Annotated in this window: 16 protein-coding genes; 6 read left to right on the top strand and 10 right to left on the bottom strand. The window is 65.5% G+C overall.

The genetic code is table 11. From position 1 onward, the window contains the following. Positions 1 to 349, top strand: a 349-nt coding sequence (locus FHP89_RS12555; RefSeq protein WP_144173670.1) for a TAXI family TRAP transporter solute-binding subunit, incomplete at its 5' end; no start/stop codon positions are given. A gap of 89 nt (positions 350 to 438) precedes the next feature. Here FHP89_RS12555 and FHP89_RS12560 read toward each other — a convergent pair. The 3 genes from FHP89_RS12560 to FHP89_RS12570 all read right to left on the bottom strand — a co-directional run bounded on the left by FHP89_RS12560 (position 439) and on the right by FHP89_RS12570 (position 2,846). Further along, positions 439 to 852 (bottom strand): hypothetical protein, encoded by a 414-nt coding sequence (locus FHP89_RS12560; protein ID WP_144177285.1) that lies wholly within the window; start codon positions 850 to 852, stop codon positions 439 to 441. Positions 853 to 914: 62 nt separating this feature from the next. After that, on the bottom strand, positions 915 to 1,829 hold the full coding sequence (locus tag FHP89_RS12565; protein ID WP_144177287.1) for a DMT family transporter: 915 nt from the start codon (positions 1,827 to 1,829) through the stop codon (positions 915 to 917). A 267-nt stretch (positions 1,830 to 2,096) separates the two neighbouring features. Continuing rightward, positions 2,097 to 2,846 (bottom strand): winged helix-turn-helix transcriptional regulator, encoded by a 750-nt coding sequence (locus FHP89_RS12570; protein ID WP_222105386.1) that lies wholly within the window; start codon positions 2,844 to 2,846, stop codon positions 2,097 to 2,099. Between the two features lie 116 nt (positions 2,847 to 2,962). On the opposite strand from FHP89_RS12570, the gene FHP89_RS12575 reads away from it, so the two are divergent. Further along, the gene (locus FHP89_RS12575; protein WP_144177288.1) at positions 2,963 to 3,550 is read left to right on the top strand and encodes a carboxymuconolactone decarboxylase family protein; all 588 of its coding nucleotides are present in this window, start codon (positions 2,963 to 2,965) and stop codon (positions 3,548 to 3,550) included. Positions 3,551 to 3,774: 224 nt separating this feature from the next. Next, a complete protein-coding gene (locus FHP89_RS12580) occupies positions 3,775 to 5,196 on the top strand; it encodes an FAD-binding oxidoreductase (protein ID WP_144177290.1) in 1,422 nt (473 codons plus the stop codon). A 328-nt stretch (positions 5,197 to 5,524) separates the two neighbouring features. Here the strand turns inward: FHP89_RS12580 and FHP89_RS12585 are convergent, their stop codons facing one another. The 7 genes from FHP89_RS12585 to FHP89_RS12615 all read right to left on the bottom strand — a co-directional run bounded on the left by FHP89_RS12585 (position 5,525) and on the right by FHP89_RS12615 (position 16,283). Beyond that, on the bottom strand, positions 5,525 to 6,313 hold the full coding sequence (locus FHP89_RS12585; protein ID WP_144177291.1) for an SDR family oxidoreductase: 789 nt from the start codon (positions 6,311 to 6,313) through the stop codon (positions 5,525 to 5,527). Positions 6,314 to 6,335: 22 nt separating this feature from the next. Continuing rightward, positions 6,336 to 6,968, bottom strand: coding sequence for a thiol:disulfide interchange protein DsbA/DsbL (locus tag FHP89_RS12590; RefSeq protein WP_144177293.1), 633 nt, complete (start codon positions 6,966 to 6,968; stop codon positions 6,336 to 6,338). Positions 6,969 to 7,034: 66 nt separating this feature from the next. After that, a complete protein-coding gene (locus tag FHP89_RS12595) occupies positions 7,035 to 7,604 on the bottom strand; it encodes an SPOR domain-containing protein (RefSeq protein WP_144177295.1) in 570 nt (189 codons plus the stop codon). Between the two features lie 21 nt (positions 7,605 to 7,625). Beyond that, positions 7,626 to 9,359 (bottom strand): arginine--tRNA ligase, encoded by a 1,734-nt coding sequence (gene argS / locus FHP89_RS12600; RefSeq protein WP_144177297.1) that lies wholly within the window; start codon positions 9,357 to 9,359, stop codon positions 7,626 to 7,628. 74 nt (positions 9,360 to 9,433) lie between these two features. Next, positions 9,434 to 10,009: a D-Ala-D-Ala carboxypeptidase family metallohydrolase gene (locus FHP89_RS12605; protein WP_260851589.1), complete on the bottom strand. Its 576-nt coding sequence runs from the start codon at positions 10,007 to 10,009 to the stop codon at positions 9,434 to 9,436. Between the two features lie 13 nt (positions 10,010 to 10,022). Then, complete coding sequence (locus tag FHP89_RS12610; RefSeq protein ID WP_144177301.1) at positions 10,023 to 15,461, bottom strand: CHAT domain-containing protein; 5,439 nt, start codon at positions 15,459 to 15,461, stop codon at positions 10,023 to 10,025. A 27-nt stretch (positions 15,462 to 15,488) separates the two neighbouring features. Further along, a complete protein-coding gene (locus FHP89_RS12615; protein ID WP_144177303.1) occupies positions 15,489 to 16,283 on the bottom strand; it encodes a caspase family protein in 795 nt (264 codons plus the stop codon). Between the two features lie 208 nt (positions 16,284 to 16,491). Here FHP89_RS12615 and ubiB point away from each other — a divergent pair, with 208 nt between their 5' ends. The 3 genes from ubiB (at position 16,492) to FHP89_RS12630 (ending at position 20,548) form a co-directional block, all read left to right on the top strand. Beyond that, positions 16,492 to 18,021: a ubiquinone biosynthesis regulatory protein kinase UbiB gene (gene ubiB, locus FHP89_RS12620; RefSeq protein WP_144177304.1), complete on the top strand. Its 1,530-nt coding sequence runs from the start codon at positions 16,492 to 16,494 to the stop codon at positions 18,019 to 18,021. A 157-nt stretch (positions 18,022 to 18,178) separates the two neighbouring features. After that, positions 18,179 to 19,588 (top strand): sodium:solute symporter family protein, encoded by a 1,410-nt coding sequence (locus FHP89_RS12625; RefSeq protein ID WP_144177312.1) that lies wholly within the window; start codon positions 18,179 to 18,181, stop codon positions 19,586 to 19,588. A 180-nt stretch (positions 19,589 to 19,768) separates the two neighbouring features. Then, a complete protein-coding gene (locus tag FHP89_RS12630) occupies positions 19,769 to 20,548 on the top strand; it encodes a PEP-CTERM sorting domain-containing protein (RefSeq protein ID WP_222105387.1) in 780 nt (259 codons plus the stop codon). Positions 20,549 to 20,722 lie beyond the last annotated feature (174 nt).

Below are 20,722 nucleotides of genomic sequence, written 5' to 3' on the forward strand. Positions count from 1 at the left end.
GACCACCACCTGCGGCGCCAAGCTGGTGCCGCTGACCGGTCCGGCGATCGACAAGCTGGTGGCCGACGCGCCGTTCTACGCCAAGGTTGAAATCCCCGGTGGCCTGTATGCCGGCAACCCCGAGCCGACCCCGACCTACGGTGTGGTGGCCAGCTTCGTGAGCTCGACCAAGACCTCGCCCGAGGTGGTGTATGAACTGGTCAAGTCGGTGTTCGAGAACCTCGACGACTTCAAAAAGCTGCACCCGGCCTTTGCCAACCTGAAGCAGGAGCAGATGATCAAGAACGGTCTGTCGGCTCCGCTGCATGAAGGTGCCATCAAGTACTACAAGGAAAAGGGCTGGATGTAATGGCCTGAACGCGAAAGGGGCACGCCCCTTTCGCTACAACAAAAAAGGGCGGTCCATGTGGCCGCCCTTTTTTGTTGTGCCTCGCCGATCTACACCAGCGAGGGCCCGTCCACAATCTCGCGCGCCTCCTGGTCGGTCAGCGGCACACCGGCCACTGCCGCCACATGCGCCGACAGCCACTGCGCCAGGCGCTCCCGGCCGTCGTCGTCAAAGGCCGTCACATGGCAACCGGCAATGCCCGACTCGGCCGTGGCGCCGCGCACGAAGTTGACCGCCCTCGCCCGCCCGGTCACCACGCCATCAACACCACTGCGCGTGAGCGAAAACCGGAACTCCGTCTGACTGTCGGGTGCCGTCGACACATGCATCGAAAAGCCTTCGAGCGACACGTCGCGCACCGCGATAAGCGCGTTATCGCATTCGAGCATGAATGCCGGTGCCGGCACATGCGCCGATTCAACCATGATCCGCTGACGCTGGCGGCGTTCGTTCACATCGCTCATCACCTGACTCCACTGGGCTGTTCTCTGCCCTATTACGGCGTCACACTGCCGGACTTGACCCCTCAATCCGAATCGGGTCGCAGGACCGCACCCGGGCGGTTGGCCAGAATCACCCCCGTGATCACCATGGCGCCACCGACCAGGCTGGCAAGCACCAGGCGCTCGTCGAGCAACACCACCGACATCACCACCGCAAACACCGGCACCAGATTGGTAAACAAGGTCGCGCGCGCCGGGCCGATCGCTGCCACCGCCTGGTTGTACCAAAAGAACGCCACCGCCGTGCCAAACACCCCGAGATAAGCCATTGCCACCCACGACCAGCCATCCGGCCACGCCAGCGTTGGCGACATCAGGTCGGCACTGGCCGGCACCAGCAGCATCAGCGTGCCCCACAGGGTGGACCAGGTGGTGGCCGACGCCGCACTCATGCCCGCCAGCGTGTAACGCCCGATCACCGTGTACGCCACCCACGACGCCACCGCGATGAAGATATACAACTCGCCGCGCCCGATCGCACCACTGAACACGCTGGCGTAGTCGCCCCGCGTAATCACCATCGACACCCCGCTGAGCGACAGCAACACCCCAAGCACCCGCAGCCAGGTCCAGCGCTCGTGCGCAATAAATCGCATCACAAACATGGTCATGATCGGCGACAAAGCCACGATCAGCGCCGCGCGCGACGCGGGGATATGGCCCAGCCCGCCGAGAAAGAAGGTGTTGTAAGTAAACACCCCCGTCGCCCCCAGCAACACGGTGCCAATCAATTGCCGCTTGTTCAACCGCGTCAGGCCACCACCCACCGTAAGCGTGAACAGAAACAAGGGAATCAGCGCGATCAAAAAGCGCCCGCTCGCCGCCAGAAAATGCGGCATCTGCTGCGCCACATAGCGCCCCGCAATGAAGGTGCCGCCCCAGAAGGCGGTGGTCAGCACCAGCTTGATGTAGATGGACGTCAAAGGAGGCGCGGACATGGGCGACAGGGCCGGAGATCAAGTGCGAGCAGAATAACCGTACGGTCGCGTATCGGCCAGAGACGCTTCCGTCACGACCCGCCGTGACACCCCGACAAACACCCACACGTCAGGAGCCAAGGGGGCGAAAACTGCGTCAATTCGGCGAAAAATTTCGGCCCAACTCATGCAAGAAAATGCCAATCTCGGCACTGTCGCTCGCGAGCGACTTGCGTGGAGCGCCTCCGCTCACCGGTCACTATTGGCCCGGACGGCCGCTACCTCGATCTATTCCACCTTCGAAAACGCGGGATCGACAAAGATGGCGTTGCGCATCCATGCGCCGACGTTCTGTGTCAGCGCGCTGTGTCCCACCACACTCAACCCGCCATCACGCATGGCCTGACGGTATGTGTTTTCGCCCATCCAGATATCGGCCAGGGTCTTGACGCCGCAGGTGAAATAGACGTCGACGTCCTTGCCCGGATCCTTCACGCAGAGATCGATCTCGCCGCCGGCCACTACCAGCCACCAGTCCGGGTAAGTCTCGACATCGGTGAACTTGAATCGGACCACGGTTTCGTTTCCAACCAGCTTTTCGGTCACGATGCTGCGCTTCAGGTACAGCATCAGCATCTCCACGTCATAGTCTTTGTCGGTCAGATTGGATCGCGCCCAGCGCATGCCCCAGCCACCAAGCGCAAGGATGATGGGCTGGAGCTCCCGGCAACATTCGGTCGGAAAGTATTCGTGGCCGCGCTGCCCGGCGATCTTCTTCTTCATGACCAAGCCATGGTCCACAAGCCAGTCGAGGCGCTTGGAGAGCAATGTGGGAGAAATCAGGCTCAACCCCCGGTGCAACTCGTTGAACCGCGAGCCGCCCATCAACAGCTCGCGAATGATCAGCAGCGTCCACTTTTCTCCAATGACCTCGGTCGCCTTGGCGATCGGGCAGAACTGCCCGTATTCCATATGGATCACCCCCGCATTCGACTGGTGGTCGGCGCCAACTACCAAACGTGTAGTGGCCAGCTCCAAGATGTGTAGCGCATCACTACAGGTTCGTGAGTATCCGTCCAAACGCTCTTTTTTTATCGTCTAGGAACCGTAACACACACGCTGTTGCGGTATCCACTCGACACAGGAGCGCCATCATGACCCCATTCAAGATCTATTCCCCCGAGACAGCCCATTCCCCCGCGGACGAATTGCTGACGGGCATCCGGAGCACGTTGGGTTTCGTGCCCAACGTCTTCGGGACCGCTGCCGAATCCACGCCTGCGCTGCAAGCGTTCATGGAGCTCAACGGCCGCTTCGCTGAATCCTCCTTCGACGCCACAGGCCGGGAGTTGATCCAGATCGCCGCCAGCATGGAGAACCAGTGCGGCTACTGTGTGGCCGGCCACACCGCTTTTGCGCAGATGCAGGCCGTTCCCAGCGAGGTGATCGACGCTATGCGCAACAACCGCCCCATCGATGATCACAAGCTCGAGGCCCTGAACCGCTTTACTCGTGCTGTCGTGCGCGAGCGAGGCATGCTCCGCCAGCAGGATCTGAAACGATTCCTGGACAACGGCTATTCACGCGCGCAGGTGCTCGAAGTGATTCTTGGCGTCTGCATCAAAACCTTCAGCAATCTCGCCAGCAATGTGATTGGCATTCCGCTCGACGACGCCTTCGTCGGTCACGCCTGGTCACCTGAAACACCCCATGCGCGCCAGCGCGTTCGCGCAGTCAACTGAGTCGGAGAACGCAACCGCCCGCGGGCGCTGACCCTGAGGCCACGCCGGCATCTGGTGCACACAGTGGCGCGTTGTTCCCCACCCTGCCTGGCAAGGCCGAAGGGTCTATCCAGTGATATCTGCACGCGCCACTTGGCAGCGTCGCGTCACATCGTCAATGCGGTCGGACGCTGTGCGATGCAACAAAAAAGCATTCCGACCGCACCCCATAGGAGATTAATCCCATGATTGAATTCAAGACATCCCAAGGCGGCAAGGCCCGCATTGATGACGACAAACTCGAGGCCCTGCGCTGCGCGCTACGCGGCAGCCTGCTGATGCCGACGGACGATGGCTACGACATATCGCGCACGCTGTGGAATGGCATGATCGACCGCCACCCCGCGGCCATCGTGCGTGCCGCCGGTGCCGGCGACGTGATGCAGGCCATCAATTTTTCGCGAGACAACAACTTGCTGCTGGCGGTGCGCGGCGGAGGCCACAACATCGCCGGCAAGGCTGCCTGCGACGGCGGGCTAATGCTCGATCTGTCGGCAATGAAGTCGGTGCGTGTCGATCCGGCCACCAAGCGGGCACGGGTCGAACCCGGCGCACTGCTGAGCGACTTCGACCGCGAGACGCAGGCCTTCGGCCTGAGCACGCCCACCGGCATCAATTCCACCACCGGCATGTCCGGCCTCACGCTCGGCGGCGGTTTTGGCTGGCAGAGCCGCAAGCGCGGGCTGACCATCGACAATCTCGTGGCTGCCGATGTGGTGCTCGCCTCGGGCGAGTTTGTGCAGACCAGCGCCACGCAGCATCCCGATCTGTTCTGGGCACTACGCGGTGGCGGCGGCAACTTCGGTGTCGTCACCTCCTTCGAATACCGGCTGCACCCACTGGGCCCGCAGGTGCTGGCCGGGCTGGTGGTCTATCCACTTGACCAGGCCAAGCAAGTGTTCGAGGGCTATCGCAAGTTCACTGCGACGGCCAGCGACGATATGACCGCGTGGTTAGTGATGCGCAAAGCACCGCCGCTGCCCTTCCTGCCGGTCGAGGTACATGGCAAGGAGGTGGTCGTCGTTGCCTTCTGCTGGATCGGCGACCTGAGCAGGGGCTCAGAAGTCACGAAACCGCTGAATGGCTTCGGCAAACCCTACGGCGCTCACGCCGGGCCCATGGCCTTTGCCGACTGGCAGACCGCCTTCGACCCGTTACTGGCGCCGGGCGCGCGCAACTACTGGAAGTCGCACGATTTCAAGGCCATGACCGTGGATGTCGAGCGCATCCTGTGCGACGCGGCCGCCAAGCTACCGACCGACGAGTGCGAGGTTTTCATTGCTCATTTGGGCGGCGCGACGAACCGTATCGGTACAGCCGCTACCGCCTACCCGCACCGCGACGCCGAATTTGTCGTCAACGTACACACACGCTGGCGCGAGGCCGCCGACGACAAGACATGCATCGCCTGGGCGCGAGCCCTGTTCGATGCGCTAACGCCGCACGCCACTGGCGGCGTATATGTCAATTTTATGCCCGAGGACGAAGCGCAGCGCGTGGCGGCCGGCGCCTATGGCGCCAACTTCGATCGGCTGTCGGCATTGAAGGCAAAATACGATCCGGCGAACCTGTTCTCGCAGAATCAGAACATTGCGCCCAAAGCGTAAATTCCGGAACGGTCGCCGCTGTTAGCCTCGCAGCCAACAGCAAGCGCAGATTGGGCAGACGAAGGAAGCCCAACACTCGGCGTTGCACGATTGCACTGCTGAGCGTTGGGCTTCGCTGCGCTCAACCCAACCTACATGGTGCCGTTGCGCACTTGCGACGGGCGGCTCCGGGTCGTCAGCGGACCACGCGTATGGACGCATGCCAATGGAATGGATTCTCACTCTCTGCGTCCCAGTGCGACGAGGCGTGTGGCATGGGTGGTAAAAAGACCTAAAAAATGTTGATCGCCGTCTTCATCATTTGTGGCGCCCGACCCGACCGTTCGAACTAGAGCGGCAATCCACGCGGCTTGCGGCCGGCTCGGGCGAAGATGCGGTCGTACACCGGGTCGGGCAGCCAGCCCAGCACCCAGGCGACGAGCCCCATCTGCCACGGAATCACCACATGCCGGCGGCCGGCATCAATGGCGTTCGCCATGCGTTTGGCGGCTACATTAGCGGGCAGCAGGAAGGGCATGGGGTAGGTGTTGACGGCCGTCATCGGCGTATCGATGTAGCCCGGCGAGATTGTGACCACACGCACGCCGCTGCCGTGCAGTTCGACGCGCAGGCTTTCGAGGTAGCGCCGCACGGCGGCTTTGGAGGCGCTGTAGGCGCCGGCGCCAGGCAGGCCGCGCACGCCGGCGACCGAGGCGATGCCGACCAGCGTGCCGGCGCCGGATGCTCGCATCGGCGCGACAAAGGGCTGGAAGGTGTGCAGCATGCCGAGCACATTGGTTTGCATCACGCGCGCGAACGCGTCGGCGTCTTCGGCGTACTCGGTGAGCGTGCCGACCGACACGCCGGCACTGGCGATGACGATGTCCGGCACACCCACGGAGGCGACAAACTGCGCGGCGGCGGTCTGCATGGCTGCGGCGTCGGCCACATCGGCCACAAACACCTGGGCCTTGCCGTCGCACTCGGCGGCCAGTGCTTCCAGTGTGTCGCGCCGACGGCCGACCAGACCGAGCAGCACATCGCCCTGTGCGTAATGACGCACCAGCGCGGCGCCGATGCCGCTGGAGGCACCGGTAATGAAAATGCGCCGTGGCCGGCGGTCGGCGTCACGGCGCATGATCTGGCCCGAAAACGACGGTTTAAGCCTTGGCCTTGCGCGCTTTGGCGATCAGCTCGTCAGCCACTTGCAAGGCGGCCTCGTGGCTGCCGGCCATGGAGGCCGAGGTGGTCCACTGACCATCGATGGCCAGCGTCGGCACACCGTTGATCTTGTAGGCGCGCGCGACCTGGTCGGCGCGCTGGATCTTGCCCTGCACGCCAAAGGACTTGTAGGCATCCATGAAGCGTTTGGCATCCACGCCCTTGCTGGCGACCCACTCGGCCACACCTGTTTCGGTGGTCAGCGGTGCTTTTTCGTCCTGCAGCGCGACGAAAGCGGCTTCGTGAAGCTTGCCAATATCGCCCGACGCTTCGGCGGCGTAGTAGAACTGCGCCAGCGCTTTCAGTTGAGGATTGCCCCAGATCGCCGGCACACGGATGAAGCTCACGTCTTCGGGCAGCTTCTTGAGCCAGTGCTCCAGCAGCGGGTCGAAATCGCGGCAGTGCGGGCAGCCGTAATGGAAGAACTCGATCACCTCGACCTTGGCCTTGTCGGCCGTCGGCTGGATCGGGCTCACCGGCGCAAACCGTGCCCCTTGGGCAAAGGCCGGGGTGCCGATGGCAGTGGTTCCGGCCAGGGCGGCCATCTGGAGCAACAGCTGACGTCGATTCATTGTGTCTTCCTGATCAGTTAAGTGCCTGGTTCAGACGCGGGCGTGGACGCAGAGTTCCCGACCCGGTCAGGGCTTGACCCGCACCAAGGAGCTTTCCATGCCAGCGCGCGCCAACTCGGCACGCGCGGCGTTCATGTCTTCGACTCGATTATAGGGGCCGACGCGCACCCGGTGCACCGTACCCTTGTTGGCCGATTCACCGCGCTGCACCGAGGCCTCGATGCCCATCAACGCCAGACGCGCCTTGAGGTTGTCGGCTTCAGTCGGGTCTTCAAAGGCGCCCACCTGCAGATAGAAACGCTCGGCCGCGGGCCGCGTCGCCTCGACCGGCGCGACGGTGGTCGGCACTTCGACCGCGCCATCGCCCTTGGGCAGGATCTTGTAGAAGTCGAACTGCGGCTTCTCGACCGGCCGATCGCCCGGCTTGCCCGGCAACACGCGCGGTGCCAGCGGGCTGGTGGCCTCGGTGGGCGCGCGGGTGTCTTGGCCGGCAAAGGGGTTGGACCGGGTGAGATACCAGGCCACGCCGGCGGCGAACACGGCGCCGAGCATCAGACCGATGACGATACCGACAAAAACGCCGCCACCGCTGCGCCGGGCCGGCGCCTTCTTGCTGGTTTTACGATTACCGCTCACGCCATCGACTCCTCGGGCGGGTTACATGGAGGTCGGCGCAGACACGCCGAGCAGGGCCAGGCCGGATACCAGCACCTGGCGCACGGCGGCGGCCAGCGCCAGGCGCGCCATCATCAGGGCTTCATCGTCGACCAGCATGCGTTCGGCGTTGTACCAGCTGTGGAATTCGCCCGCCAGATCCTTCAGATAGAAGGCCACCTGGTGCGGCGCATAGTCGGCCGAGGCTGATTGAATCACTTCGGCAAACGCCGCCAGCCGCGCGCACAGCGCCAGTTCGCGCTCGCCGTCGAGGCGCGACAGGTCCACCTCAAGCAGATCGCGCTCGACGCCGTTCCACTGGGCGAGCACCGAGCAGATGCGCGCATGGGCGTACTGGATGTAATAGACCGGGTTTTCGTTGCTCTGGCTCTTGGCCAGATCGAGATCGAAATCCAGATGCTGATCGCTCTTGCGCAGCACATAGAAGAAGCGGCAGGCGTCGTTGCCGACGTCCTTGCGCAGATCGCGCAGGGTGACAAACTCGCCGGAACGGGTCGACATCGCGGCTTTCTGGCCGTTGCGATAGAGCACCGCAAACTGCACCAGCGCGACTTCAAACTTCTCGACCGGCAGGCCAAGCGCGGCGATCGCACCGCGCACCCGCGGGATGTAGCCGTGGTGGTCAGCGCCCCAGATGTCGATGATGCGGTCGAAGCCACGCTCGTATTTGTTGAGGTGGTAGGCGATGTCGGAGGCGAAGTAGGTGTACAGCCCGTTCTCGCGCTGCACCACGCGGTCTTTCTCGTCGCCGAAAGTGCTGGAGCGGAACCACTTGGCGCCGTCCTGCATATAGATGTGGCCCTGCTTTTCGAGGGCCGTCACCGCGCGCTCGACCAGACCGGTGTCGAACAGGCTCTTTTCAGAGAACCACTTGTCGAAAGGCACGCCGAAGCCTTCGAGGTCTTCGCGGCAGTCGCCGAGCTGTTCGGTCAATGCAAAGTCGTGAATCCAGGCGTAGTCCTCGCCCAGCAAGCGCTTGGCGTTGGCGATCAGGCCGTCGAGGTGATCTTCCTTGTCGGCCTCGACCGAGCACACGCCGGCCAGCACCTGCTCCGCGGTTACTTTGGCAAAGCGGTCGCCGTGGGCGTTGCGAATCTCGCCGCCCATGTCGATCACATAGCTGCCCTGATAGGCGTTCGGCGGGAACGGCACGACGATGTCGAAATTGGCCAGATAGCGCAGCCAGGTCGACAGCGCCAGGATGTCCATCTGCCGGCCGGCGTCATTCACGTAGTACTCACGCGCCACGGTATGGCCGGCGAAGTCCATCACCGAGGCCAGCGAAGCGCCGTAAGCCGCGCCACGGCCATGGCCAACATGCAGCGGGCCGGTCGGGTTGGCCGACACGAACTCGATCTGCACTTTTGTACCGGTGGCCGCGCCACGGCCAAAGCGCTCGCCCTGACTCAGCACCGCCTGCACCACCGAGGTCTTGGCGTCTGAGGCGAGCGTGAAGTTGATGAAGCCGGCGCCCGCCACCTCGACCTTGGCCACCTGCGGTGACGCGGGCAGCTCGGCCATCAGCAGCGCGGCGAGATCACGCGGGCTGCGGCGCATCGGCTTGGCCAGTTGCAGCGCCAGGTTGGACGAAAAATCGCCATGGCTGGCCTGCTTTGGCCGCTCCAGCACAATGGGCGTATCCACATGGTCTGGCGCCACGCTTTTCAGCGCCTGGCGCAGCAAGTCGGCAAGAAGGGTTTTCGGGTCGGCGCTCATGGGCACGAATCAGGCTGGAAAACCGCGCATTATACAAGAAGCGCGGGCTTCCTCCGGTGCGCCGACCGCTGGCATCAGGCCACCGCGGCGCGCAGCCCCTCCACATAAATCATCCGCCCCGAGTCCGGGTCGCGGATATAACTCAATTCCACCCGCCGGTTCGCCCCGACGCCGGGGGGTTTTAGCGACACATGCACCCAGCCGGAATTCGGCCCCTTGCTCGGGTCATAACACTCGCAAATCACCTGATCGAAATCGGGCAGATGCTTGACCACCCAGCGCGCCAGGTCCAGCGTGGCCACGCCGGGGACTTCGATATCGCAGGCGCAGCCGGTGGTGTGCTGGCTGGTGCTGATCCAGCTGGCCGGGCGCTGTTTGAGCGCGCGCTCCAGCGCTTGCGAGCGGAACACGCTGTTCGGCGAGTAAGAGCCAAACTGATCGCGCACCGGCTGCAGCACCTGCCGCGCCAGATGCACCGCGGCCTGCAACTGCGCCTCGGTTTCGAAGCCGTTGTCGATGCCACGACGCTCGGCCAGATCGGAGCGGGTCAGCTCGTAGAAGCGAAAATTCGGCGAGATCACATCGCGTGGCGCGAGTCCGCCCAGATGCAGGTCGGCAATCGGTGTCTGGCTATGGTCGGTCGTTGTCATGGTCGTCTCCGAGTCATAGTCCGGCACGGATGGCGGTGATCGCATCGCGCAAGGGTTTGCGTGCGCCCTCGCACAAGGCCACCAGAAAATCGAGATGCTCATGCAAGGTGGCGCGCTGTCGCGGGCTGGCCCCGCGGACCAACGCGCGACGGTACAGCTCGACCACCTCGTCGGCCCCACGACGCGCCGCCCGGGTATTGGGCGCGCGGGCAATCAGGCGCACCAGCGCGCAGTCGGCCTCGCTGGCGGCGTCCCAGAAGTTGGGGTTGGCCGCGTTCTTGGCCCGCGCCACCTCGATCATCGCCTCGCACTCTTCGAGCAGAATTGCCGCGCTGGTGCCGGCCGCGCCGCCCAGCGTGATCGCCAGCACCTCGGCCAGCGCCCAGTTGGTAAAGCCGTAGATCGACCGCCCCTTGCCGGCCGCCTCCATCGCCAGCCGGTAGTAATTGCCCATGTTGATCAGCGCTTCGAGCCGTGGCCCCTCGGCCGCGTGCAGCCAGGCCAGGCGTTTGCAGGCGCTGCCGAGCAAGGTGTAGCGTTCTTCGGTCGGCGCGCGCCGGCAGATCAGGTCCAGCTCGGAGATGGCTTCTTCGATGCGCGTGACCAGCTCGGCGCGCCGCACCTCATCCGCACTCGACGACGCCCGCAAGGCAGCCCAGGCCTGCCCGGCGAGGCGCACCTTGAAGTTGGCGCACTGCTCCACCGCGCGCACCGGGCAGTCGCCCTCGTCATAGCCGAGCGCCCGGTTCAGCCAATCGACGGCCTCGGCAAACGCGCCCGTCTCGCCCCAGGCAAAACCAATGGCGGCAGCCACATCGGCCCGCGCCAGCCAGCGCTCGGACAAGCTCTGCGGCACCCGGCCGAGAATGGCGGCGATGCCGTCGCGCATGCCGGCCAGCGCCTCGGCATCATCGCCATGGCGCTGCACCTGCATCTGCACCCACTGCACATGGTTTTCCAGCGCCACCACCAGTTCGGAGGGCGCATAGAACGGACGCTGGGCGCGCGGCGTGCTGACCCCGGCCTGCCCGCGCAAGCGGTAGCTCGGGTCGCCGTAGCACTGGTAAGCGCCCCAGGTGTTGATGCCGGGGAAGCTGGTCCAGGCTTCTTCGCGCGCGGCACGCACCGCCTCACCGAAGGGCTGGCCCGCCAGCAGATGCTTGTAGAAACTCGCGGCAAAAGCGTTGGCGGCGGCGTCGTCTACCGCCCAGCCGGCGGCCACCACGGCCTTCACGCCCATCTTCACGAACTGCACCGCCAGATTGGCGGCCAGGATATTGAACCGGGCAGACTCACTGCGCGCGGTCTTGCCCAGATGACAGCAGTTGATGAACACCAGCTCGGGCACCCAGCGCATCTGCTCCACATCCCCCGGCGTGAGCACCGCGTCGCGACCGATCACCATGCCCGACACCGTCCGGCCGCGATCCGACGTCATTTCATGCACGCCGTGGCCGGCCAGATGCAGAATGCGCCAGGCGTCGCGATGCAGGCCGGCGAGGATCGAATCGGCCCGTTCGTCGATGCTCTCGCGCACCTCGAACCCGCCGCTGCGCAGCATGGCGACCACGGTTTCGGCCTCTTGGCGCGCGCCGGGCAGATCGGAAAAACTGGCCCAGGCGTCGAGATCGGGGTTGCCCACCACCAGCGCCTTGGCATGCGGCGCATGGGCCGGCTGCTGGCGGAACTGGCTGGCCTTGAGCTGACGCACCAGCCCGGCCGCCACCGCCGGTGGTCGGTCGCCCGCGCTCCAGCGGTTCTCGAGCAGCTCCCACGGATAACGCGCCGAGCGGTCATCGACCATCACCACCATATTGGACTGGCGCGGCGCCATTTCCTTGAGGCTGTTGGGCAACAGCATCTCGAACAGGGTTTTGGCGATTTCGCTGTTGGCCGCCGGCGAGGCCGAGGCCTGGGCGATGAAGGCATCGGCCAGCTCCAGCTGCCCGGCCATGAGGGTTTCTTCGGCGCGGGCACGGTCGGTGGCGAAGATGAAGCGCAGCGCTTCGCGGCCCGGCTCTTCGACAATCTCCAGGCGGTGCCACCAGTCGGGCATCTCGTCGCAGCGCACGCGCCGCCGCCGGCCTTCACCCGACTGGATGTCTCGGCTGTCCCAGCGCAGCTTGCCGGCCAGGTCGCCATCGCGCAGGCAGTTCTCCAGCCCCTCGGCGGCCGAGATGGCCACGTCTTCGAAAATCTCGATGATCTCCACCGCGTCGATCACCACCCGGTTTTCCAGCCCTTGCTCGACCAGCGCGGCACTGGCCGATACGGCCCCGCGCAGGATGGCGTCCACCGAGGCGCCCACCGGCATGCCGCCCGCGCCCGAACCGACCAGCAGGCAACTCACCGCCGCCGAGCGTGGCGCCGAGGCGGGGCCGAAGCGCACATCGTCCGGCCACTGCGCGACCTGCAAGGCGAAGTCGAGCAACGCGCTGCGCACGCCCGCCTCCAGCAGCCCCGGCGACAACTCACCGACCAGACCGAGGCCCACCACGATGGCGCCCGAGGGCTTATGCGTGGGCACTTCGTTGAAGAACAGCGCATGCGTACCATTGGCGGCCGGATACATGCCGAGGTTGAGCCGCTGCGACAAGGCGCCACCGAGGCGCTGGTTAACCGCCGCTTCGGCGCTGACGATGGTGTCGCCCGCGTAGTGGCCGACCAGCACCGGGTAGCGCGCATAGGCCAGATCGCCATGGCGGATGCTGACCGCCAGCGTGGGCGCGGCGGCGGCGCTTTGCGCCTCGGCCGCCGGCCGGCCCGGACCAAAGCCCAATGCGCGCACCGCCGCTTCGTCGGGGAAATCGTCAGTGAAGGGCGTGATCGGCATCGGGAAGCGTGTCGGCTCGGTCACGCCCGCCCGCGCACGCTGCGGCGGACTCGCCGGCAAGCGCTGGGTGGTGCCGGTCATGAGCAGATCGAGCAGGCCGGGGAAGGCGCGCTTTTGTGTACACAGCGCGTCATGGGCGGTGTCTTCCACATACCAGGTCGGCACGCCGGGCAAACGGCCCGAGGCCCAGGTGACGGTGCCATCGCCTTCCGAGGTGGCCTCGAAGGCCAGCGTGCGATCGCTGGCCGGGTCCCATTCGTTGCGCGGCACCACCGCGTAATCGACCACCGTGGCCGGTTGGCAGCCGGCGAGGTAGATCATGTGGCGCGGCTCGGGCGGCGCGTCGAGCAGACGCTGCCAGGTCTTGCGCGCCTCGCGCAGGGCGGCGGCATCGGCCAGCGGCCACACCGCGGTCAGCTCGGCCTTGAGCGCCTTCCAGCGCGCGGCATCGGCGAAGTCGGGGCCGGTGGGATCAAAGGGCAGCAATTCGAGCAGACCGGCGTATTCGCGCACGATATCGGTCACGCCGGTGGTGCTCTGCGTCATATCGAGCAGCGCCAGCTTTTGCTGGGTGGGGTTGCAGGCGGTCAGCCAGCGCACAGCCTCGTGGGAGCCGAGGTTGGGCGTGCCGAGCATCACGAAGCGGCTGTTGGGCAAGGCGGTGATGCGCTGCCACGCGGCGGCACCGGCGCCGCCGTCGGCGATCATGGCGCGCACCACCAGGCCGCCCATGGAGTGCGCCACCAGATGCACCGGCTGGCCGCTGGCTTCGATCTCGGGCAGCCATTGGGTGAGCGATTCGGCCAGGCGCGCGGCGGCGACGGTGACCGACTGGCGCCAGTCGTAGGGGAAGATCTCGACCCGGTGGCTGCGGGCGAGGAACTCGATCATCGGGCCGTAAAAGTCGCCGATCAGGTCCACCGGCTCGACATCGGGCTGACCCATGCGCAGGCGCTTGAGCTGGCCGCGCAGCAGGCGCCAGTAGTCGAGCCAGACGGTTTCGCCGCGCTGCTGCAGCACGCTGCCCATGGTGCCGGGCAGCACCACTGCCAGCGGCCGCGGCGCGCCGCCGGAGCGGCTGCGGCGCACGGCCTCGCGCCAGCGTGGCGCCTCGTGCGGGGCGCTGGCAATCGGCAGGAAACCGCCATCGTTGCCCTCCGGCCGGGTCAGGCCATGGCCCAGCCATTTGACGGTTTTTTCGTTGTTGAAATAGCGGAAGTGATTGACCTCGCCCCCCGCGTCGCGCAGGAAACGGGCGCCGCCGTCGGGGCGACGCAGGCCGCCGAGCATGGAGCCGGTATTGACCACCAGATCGTGATCGGCGCCATAGAACCAGTCGGTGGCCAGCAGCTTGATCTGCTGCCACAGCGAGTCGCCCTCGATGTCGCCGGCGATCACCGACAGGTCGGCGGTGACGGTGAGATCGGGCGACTGCAGCAGCCGGGTCAGGGCCGAGCCTGGCATCATCGCCTCGACGCCCGGCAATGTGCGCGGGTCGGTGCGCGCCTTGACCACCGCGAGCAGGAAGTCGACCGCCTCGCCAAACAGGCCGCCGCCGGAGATGAAGTCCATCACCGACAGCCAGCGGTCGAGCCGCCCGGCCGCCAGCGTGGTGCCGCGCGCCGGACAGGCCACGCGCACGAAGCGGGTGATGCGCAACTGCTTGGCGTCGAGTTCGGCGACGAGCGCCTTGAGCGCTTTGCGGTCGCCGTCGTAGGCGGCATCGCGCGCCTTGGCGGCGGCGGTGTCGAGCGGCGACAGGCCGATCTGCTCGGCCACGGTGCGGTCGGCGGCAAACAAGGTGTCGATCAGCTTGCTGTCGAGCGGGTCGGTGTTCGCGTCGCGCATGCCCAGGCACAGCAACTCGCCGACCAGACCGCCGCGCGAATGGCTGACCAGATGCACCTCGGCACCGGCCGGCAGGGCACGGGCCAGGGCCAGCGCGTTTTCGATGGGGCTTTCGGTCAGGGTGCGATGCTGCAGCGCGAAGGCCCGCTCGCCATAGCGCTCGGCCAGCCGCGCGCGCAAGGCGGCACCGGCGGCGTTGTCCTTTTCCCACAGCCCGCCAAAGCTGCCGGTAGCACTTGAGGCCGTGCCATGCAGAAACACCAGCAGCGGCGTGGCGCCCGCGGACACGCTGCCGCTGACCGCCTGCAGGTCGGGCGAGCTGCCATCGAGCGACACCCGATACAGGCCCGGCGGGCCGTCGAGCGCGCGGTCTTCCAGCGCCTTGCCAAGTCTGGCCGCGGCGATGTTCTTGAGATCAACGCCAAAGACTTCGAGCACCCGCACACCGAGCCCGAGCCAGCCGCGCGAAGTGCCCGCCGTGGCGTGGCCGGGGCGCGGACCGAAATCGAGCCGCCACAGCGCCTCGCCGTCGCGCCCGACACTGCGCTGCCCGCGCTCGCGCAACAGGTCGTCGGCGCGCGACCACAGGACGAAGCCGTTTTCGAGCTCGACCCGCAACACGGCGTCGGCGTCGATCTCGGTCGCCGACTCGCCGCCTCGCGCCACCCCCGGCACGATCCGCCGTGCCGAGGTCACACTCACCTGATCGGTGCGGGGCTGACGGGCGGCGGCGGCAGCGCCGCTGAGGCGAAAACGCGGATCGATGGGCATGGGCAGAGTCCTTGGCGGTGGCGGGGATCAGGAGAAGAGTTCGAAGTGACGAGCGGTGCGCGAGCCGAAAATTTGCGGGCTCTGCGGCAGGCGGGTCGAGGGCAGGTAGTGGCTGATGGCGCGGAACCACTGCTGGTAGCTGGCGCCCGGCAACAAGGTGTGGAGGCTCTTGATGGCGTAGTAGGTGAAGGCGCCGTTGGGTCGGCCGCGGAACTGGGTGTCCCAGCTGAACTCGGTGTCGCGGCAGCCGGCCAGCAGCAGGTCGCCGCCGGCGCGGGTCATGCCGCCCATCAATGTGGGCGGCCGGCTGCGGGTGGCGGCGAGTGCGCTGAGGCTCATCCAGCTGGCCGGCGGCAGAAAACGGGCGCGTGGCAGGCTGGGGTCGAGGTCGGCCTCGTCGCCGCGGGTGACCGAGCCGGAGTGGCAGCTGTCGGAAATGAGCACCACCCGCACGCCGGCGGGTCGCTGGTCGAAAAGCGTGCGCAGATCGTCGTCGAGCAGGATCTTGCCGTCGCCGATGTCGTGCGGACACAGCGCCTCGTCGCGCCCGTCGGCCTCGTCGCCTGAGCGGTCGGGCACCCAGGTGCCGTGGCCCGAGTAAGTGATGATCAGCGAGTCACCCTTGACCGCGCTGGTGATCAGATCGCCGATTCTCTCAACCATGGCGTCCAGCGTCGCCTCGTCGTCGAGCAGCGAGCTGACCGCGTAGCCTTTGCCGCCCAGCACGGCCGCCCAGTCGCGGGCGTCGTTGATGCATCCCGACAGATCCCCGTCGGTGCCGGGGTAGTCGTTGATGCCGATGGTTAAAGCGCGTTTGCTCATGAGGCACCTCGCTTGCTGCGTCATCGGGCGGGCACAGGCCGGCCCCGGTCATGACGATGGCTTCTTCTGATTAAAGCATGTAGCCCCCTCAGAGCAAGGCGACACTTTGTATCAAGCCACGATATCGGCGCCCGCGGCGCCGACGCGGCGCGCCCCTGAGGGGGTGTTTGGGGCACAATTGCGCTTTTGCTTTTGTTGGCTTCTGCCCGTGCGTCTGTTGCGTCTCGCCAAAATCGTCATCGTCAGCCTGCGCTTCGGGCTCGATCGCATGGTCCTCACCGCCGACCGCAGCGGCCAGCTGGTGCGTCTGTGGCGCATCGTGTTCTTCTGGCGACGCTTCTCCGAGCCGCGTGCGGTGCGTTTGCGCAAGGCGCTCGAATCGCTCGGCCCGATCTTCGTCAAGTTTGGGCAGATGCTGTCGACCCGGCGCGACCTGCTGCCGCTGGACATCGCCGAAGAGCTGGCGCTGCTGCAGGACCGCGTGCCGCCCTTCCCCAGCAACGAGGCCATCGCAGTCATCGAAAAGCTCTACGGTCGGCCGGTCGACGAGGTCTTCGCCAAGTTCGAGCGCACGCCGGTGGCCTCGGCCTCGGTGGCGCAGGTGCACTTCGCGCAGCTGCAGGACGGCACCGAGGTGGCGATCAAGGTGCTGCGCCCCGGCATCGAACGCGTCATCGCCCACGACATGGCCTTGCTCGACGCCGGCGCCACACTGCTCGACCGCCTGTGGCCCGAAGGCCGCCGACTCAAGCCGCGCGAAGTGGTGGCCGAATTCGCCAAGCACCTGCGCGACGAACTCGACCTGATGCGCGAAGCGGCCAACTGCTCGCAGCTGCGGCGCAATTTCACCGACTCCAAACTGCTGGTGGTGCCCGAGGTGTATTGGGACTACTGCGGCAAGTCGGTGATGGTGATGGAGCGCATGCACGGCGTACCCATTTCGCGCACCCCGGCGCTGCTGGCACAGGGCACCGACCTGTCGGCGCTGTCGCGCGCGGGGGTCGAGATTTTCTTCACCCAGGTCTTCCGCGACGGTTTCTTCCATGCCGACATGCATCCGGGCAACATCTTCGTGCATGCCGACGGGCGCTACATCGCGCTCGATTTCGGCATCATGGGCACGCTCACCGATGTCGATAAAAACTATCTGGCGCAGAACTTCCTGGCCTTCTTCCAGCGCGATTACAAACGCGTGGCGCAAGCGCACATCGACGCGGGCTGGGTGCCGGCGCACACCCGGGTGGATGAATTCGAATCGGCCATCCGCGCGGTGTGCGAGCCGATTTTCGACAAACCCCTGAAAGACATCTCCTTCGGCAAGACGCTGTTGCGCCTGTTCCAGACCGCGCGCCGCTTCGAAATGGAGGTGCAGCCGCAGCTCGTGCTGCTGCAAAAAACCCTGCTCAATATTGAAGGCCTGGGCCGCCAGCTCGACCCGGAGCTGGATCTGTGGACCACCGCCAAACCCTTCCTGGAACGCTGGATGGGCAATCAGGTCGGGTTCAGCGCGCTGGTCCGCCATGTCAAGGAAGAAGCGCCCTACTGGGCCACGACCCTGCCGCAACTGCCCCGCCTGATCCACCACGCACTCAGCACGCCCGACCGCATCGAAGCGGCCCGACGCGACATGGCGCGGCTGGCGCAGGCCCAGCGTCGGCAGAGCCTGGGGCTCACCGTGGTCGGCACCTTGCTGGCCGCGCTGCTGGCACTTGAGCTGTGGCGCCTCATCGGCAGCTGATGATCGCGGCATGATCTCCAACGATCCCGGCACGATGCGGTAAAAAAACCGCCCCCTGCCAGGGCATCGTTGCTAAAATCGCGCCGAAAAAAATGATCGGGGCGATCGCAGCAAAAACCGGCCCCGCCTATCCGCATCTGCTCTGGAGCCCACCGCCATGCTGCTCTGGCTTGTCGCTGCCTATCTCGCCCTGTCCATCGGTGTCGGCCTGGTGGCCGCCATGCGTGTCCACAACGCGAAAGACTACATCCTCGCTGGCCGCAATCTGCCGATGTACGTCGTGGTCGCCATGGTGTTTGCCACCTGGTTCGGCGCCGAAACCGTGCTTGGCATCTCGGCCACCTTCCTCGAAGAAGGCTTTCACGGGCTGATCTCCGACCCGCTCGGCGCCTCGATCTGCCTGATCCTGTTCGGCCTGTTCTTCGCTCGCCGCCTGTATCGGCAAAACCTGCTCACACTCGGCGACTTCTTCCGCAAGCGCTACAACCGCACGACCGAACTGATCCTCTCGATGTGCATCGTGGTGTCCTACCTCGGCTGGGTGTCGGCACAGATCACCGCCCTCGGCCTGGTCTTCAACGTGCTGACCGAAGGCAGCCTCAGCATGAATCAGGGCATGATGATCGGCGCCACGGTGGTGCTCGCCTACACGCTGCTCGGCGGCATGTGGTCGGTCGCCATCACCACCTTCATCCAGATGATCGTCATCGTGCTCGGCCTGCTCTACATCGCCTTTGAGGTCTCCGACCTGGCCGGCGGCGCGGGCAAGGTCATCCGCCACGCGGCCGACGCCGGCAAGTTCGAATGGCTGCCCGAGGCCAACATCGGCGCCATCATCGCCTGGATCGCCACGCTGCTGACCATGGCCTTCGGCTCGATCCCACAGCAGGACGTCTTCCAGCGCGCCAACTCCGCGCGCAACGAAAACGTGGCGGTCAACGGCACGGTGCTCGGTGGCATCGCTTACTTCCTGTTCGCCGGCATCCCGCTGTTTCTCGCCTACTCGGCGGTGCAGATCGACCCGGCACTGGTCGAACGTTACATGGCGGAGGACTCGCAGCTCATCCTGCCGAACCTCATCCTCAACCACATGCCGTTCACCGCCCAGGTCATCTTCTTCGGCGCGCTGCTGTCGGTGATCATGAGCACCGCATCGGGCACCCTGCTCGCCCCGTCGGTCACCTTTTCGGAAAACATCCTGCGCGGCTTCATGCCCAACCTCAGCGACCGCGCCTTCCTGCAGCTGACCCGCGTCACCGTGGTGGTCTTCGCCATCATCGTCACCGGCTACGCCATGCAGACCGAGAGCACCATCCACGAAATGGTCGAGAACGCCTACAAGGTCACCCTCGCCGCCGCCTTCGTCCCGCTCGCCGCCGGCCTCTACTGGCGCCGCGCCAACAACCTGGGCGCCGCCCTGGCCATCGTCTTCGGCCTCACCACCTGGATCGCGCTCGAATTCATCTCGCCCGAAGGCATCATCCCGCCGCAACTGGCCGGCCTGTGCGTCAGCGCGGTGGGCATGCTGATTGGCGGTCTGGCGGGCCGGCAACAGCGCGCTTACTAATCTGCCCGCACGCCGCCACAATGAGGCCGATGCCCAACAATGGCGTCGGCCTTTTTTACATTAGGGCATAGGCATATCGAGAAGGCCACACCAACCGACTGAAACAAAAAGAATATTTGGTTTGGCTCGACTTTTGCTTAAACCGGCTCGTCGCATTAATAATCACGCAAGGAGCCCATAATGCTATCCAAGACCTCACTCAAGTCCGCCCTCGCCATTGGCGTAATGACCGCCTCCGCGTCGGCATTCGCCCTGCCGAACGTCTTCAACGACACCATCGCCAACGGCATCAGCCAGTTCGATTCCACCGTAGCACTGGCCGGCTCGACTGTCGCAACGGCGCAAATCGTGAGCGGCACCAGCGTGTATAACTACACCGACCTGGGTGGCAATCCGGCCACCGTCACCATCACCCGCCCCGACGGCAGCGCGGCCAGCTTCCGCGGCCCTTACACCAGCGGCGGCATAACAACCACCGGCGGCATGATCAACATCAATCCGCAAGACGGCGGCGAAACCATTCCCGGCTTCAATTCCGGCGTGACCTTCACCTTCTCCTCTGCCATCAATGCCCTGGGCTTTGAAGTTGGTGACTGGGCCACCTGCTGCATGTCCGGCACTCGCCCGGTGGGCACGCCCTCGACCGGTTCGGGCCTGTGGATCGCCTTCGACGGCGGCCAGGCCTTCCTGACCGCCAACGCCCTGACCGCGACCGACAACCCGGGTTACGCCGCCGCCAACAGCTTCACCAACTTCATCGGCGCCATCGACGACACCAGCACCTTCACCTCCGTGACCTTCTTCGGCGACGGCTTTGGTGAAGTTCTGAACGTTGGCGGCACGCTGCGCTTCTCGGCCGTGCCGGAAGGCTCCGTGACCAACCCGGTGCCGGAACCCGGCACCCTGGTGCTGGCCGGTCTGGCGCTGGTCGGCCTGGGTCTGTCCCGCCGCAAAATGTAATCCTGCCCGCGGCAGCGCACGAAGCGCTAACGCCAAACGGATCGCACACAATGCCCACGCCTCGCGTGGGCATTGTGCTTTTCAACCCGGGACGCCACGCGAAATATGAGCACGCCCGACCAAGGTGTCGGCGCTATTGACACGTATCAATCCCATTTTTCCGGCGGCGCCCTA

Origin of the sequence: Denitromonas ohlonensis, assembly GCF_007625205.1 — a bacterium.
GTDB lineage: Bacteria > Pseudomonadota > Gammaproteobacteria > Burkholderiales > Rhodocyclaceae > Nitrogeniibacter > Nitrogeniibacter ohlonensis.

Coding starts and splice junctions, on each gene's coding strand:
- FHP89_RS12630 (WP_222105387.1), top strand. CDS start 19,769: ATGCTATCCAAGACCTCACTCAAGTCCGCCCTCGCCATTGGCGTAATG.
- argS (WP_144177297.1), bottom strand. CDS start 9,359: ATGAGCGCCGACCCGAAAACCCTTCTTGCCGACTTGCTGCGCCAGGCG.
- FHP89_RS12605 (WP_260851589.1), bottom strand. CDS start 10,009: ATGACAACGACCGACCATAGCCAGACACCGATTGCCGACCTGCATCTG.
- FHP89_RS12560 (WP_144177285.1), bottom strand. CDS start 852: ATGAGCGATGTGAACGAACGCCGCCAGCGTCAGCGGATCATGGTTGAA.
- FHP89_RS12625 (WP_144177312.1), top strand. CDS start 18,179: ATGCTGCTCTGGCTTGTCGCTGCCTATCTCGCCCTGTCCATCGGTGTC.
- FHP89_RS12565 (WP_144177287.1), bottom strand. CDS start 1,829: ATGTCCGCGCCTCCTTTGACGTCCATCTACATCAAGCTGGTGCTGACC.
- FHP89_RS12590 (WP_144177293.1), bottom strand. CDS start 6,968: ATGAATCGACGTCAGCTGTTGCTCCAGATGGCCGCCCTGGCCGGAACC.
- FHP89_RS12580 (WP_144177290.1), top strand. CDS start 3,775: ATGATTGAATTCAAGACATCCCAAGGCGGCAAGGCCCGCATTGATGAC.
- FHP89_RS12610 (WP_144177301.1), bottom strand. CDS start 15,461: ATGCCCATCGATCCGCGTTTTCGCCTCAGCGGCGCTGCCGCCGCCGCC.
- FHP89_RS12615 (WP_144177303.1), bottom strand. CDS start 16,283: ATGAGCAAACGCGCTTTAACCATCGGCATCAACGACTACCCCGGCACC.
- FHP89_RS12585 (WP_144177291.1), bottom strand. CDS start 6,313: ATGCGCCGTGACGCCGACCGCCGGCCACGGCGCATTTTCATTACCGGT.
- FHP89_RS12575 (WP_144177288.1), top strand. CDS start 2,963: ATGACCCCATTCAAGATCTATTCCCCCGAGACAGCCCATTCCCCCGCG.